Raw genomic sequence first — 1,629 nt, 5'->3', positions numbered from 1 at the left:
ACTGGCGCGGCAATCAGCATTTGACGCTGCGGATCGACGGCAACAGAACCCCAGTTGAACACACCAATGTTGCCAGGGAAGATCAGCGAACCGCCTTCAGTTGCTGGCGTCCACGGATTGCCATCATAACGCAAGCTACGGAAATCCATGCGGCATGACATCTGGTCAAACGGCGTGATGCCCCACATTGACTTCTCAGTCAACGGCTGCGGGATGAAGTTCAGGCTGGAAACTGGCTGGGTTGCCGCAAATTTCTCACCCGCGACGCCACCTTCGGTGGAGACCTTCACCTGGTTCACCGGATACACCGGCTGGCCAGTAAGACGGTTAAGCACAAACAGGTTGCCGGTTTTGGTCGGCAGGATCACCACAGGCTGCTTCTGACCCTGATAATCGATGTCCACCAGCGAAGGCTGTGACGGATTATCGCGGTCCCACAGATCGTGGTTGGAGCTCTGATAGCGCCATTTAAAGGCACCGGTTTGCAGATCCAGCGCCACCAGCGCATCGCGGAACTTCTCGGTGTTGCTGTTCGGATCGCGTTCAATGCCCACTTCATCCGGTGAAGCGTTACCAAACGGTACGTATACCACGCCGTTTTTCAGGTCAGCACTCAACGTGCCCCACGCTACTGGCGTGTCCTGCGGGTAGTTTTGACCGGCAGCGATTGGTGCGGTGTTTTCCGGATTAGCCGGATCAAAGTTCCACACCAGACGGCCGCTTTGCACGTCGTACGCACGAATCACACCTGACGGGTTGCCGCTGTTGAAGCCGTTATCCATCACGGATCCGCCAACAATCACCAGCTTGCCCGCGACCAGCGGTGCTGCGGTTTGCATCAGCGCATGTGGACGCACTTCACCCATATTGGCGTGCAGATCAACCACACCGTTCTGACCGAAATCAGCGCACGGTTTGCCGGTATCGGCATCCAGCGCAATCAGCTGCGCATCGGTGGTGGCGTTAAAGATACGCTTACGGCAGATAGCCGGATTCGCTGCGCTATCCTGCGCGGCAACCGGGGTTTCTTCGTAGTAGCTTACGCCGCGACAGGTTTGATGCTGCTGCAGGTAAGAGCGATCTTTATTCGGCGTGAATTTCCACTTCACCGCGCCGGTTTCCGGATCAAGCGCGTGCACTTCGTTATGCGGCGTACAGAAGTACAGCATGCCGTTGGCTTTCAGCGGCGTGGCTTCGAAGGTGTATTCGCTGGCATCCGCATCCTGACGCAGATCGCCCGTATGATATGTCCAGGCAACTTCGAGGTTTTTGACGTTCTCTTTGCTGATCTGATTCAGCGATGAGAAACGCAGGCCGTCAGACGAACCACCGTACGCGGTCCAGTCGTTAGCAGCGCCCTGCTCGCTGTTCTGTTCGCGGGCATTGCTGATAGTGCCTTGCTGCGGAATCGGATCGTAGAAGCACAGACCAATCACTACCACAATCATGACAATCACGGTGCCGCCGAGGAAGCCGTGGAAACGGCGTTCGCCGCGATACAGCGGTTTCACCACCCACGGCATCGCCAGCCACAGGCCGATCACGCCGAACAGGTCACCGCGTGGGATCCACTGCCATTTATCAAAACCCACTTCCCAGATAATCCAGGCGAGCGTATTCCACATCAGC

At 56.9% G+C, this 1,629-nt stretch carries 1 protein-coding gene; it reads right to left on the bottom strand.

What is annotated here, in order from left to right:
• Positions 1-1,629: PQQ-binding-like beta-propeller repeat protein (locus RTY00_RS24565; RefSeq protein WP_312666719.1), on the bottom strand; the 1,629-nt coding region annotated here is incomplete at both ends.

Source organism: Pantoea sp. CTOTU49201 (assembly GCF_032054795.1).
Classification (GTDB): Bacteria; Pseudomonadota; Gammaproteobacteria; order Enterobacterales; family Enterobacteriaceae; genus Pantoea; species Pantoea symbiotica.
This window is presented reverse-complemented; position numbering and strand designations above follow the sequence as displayed.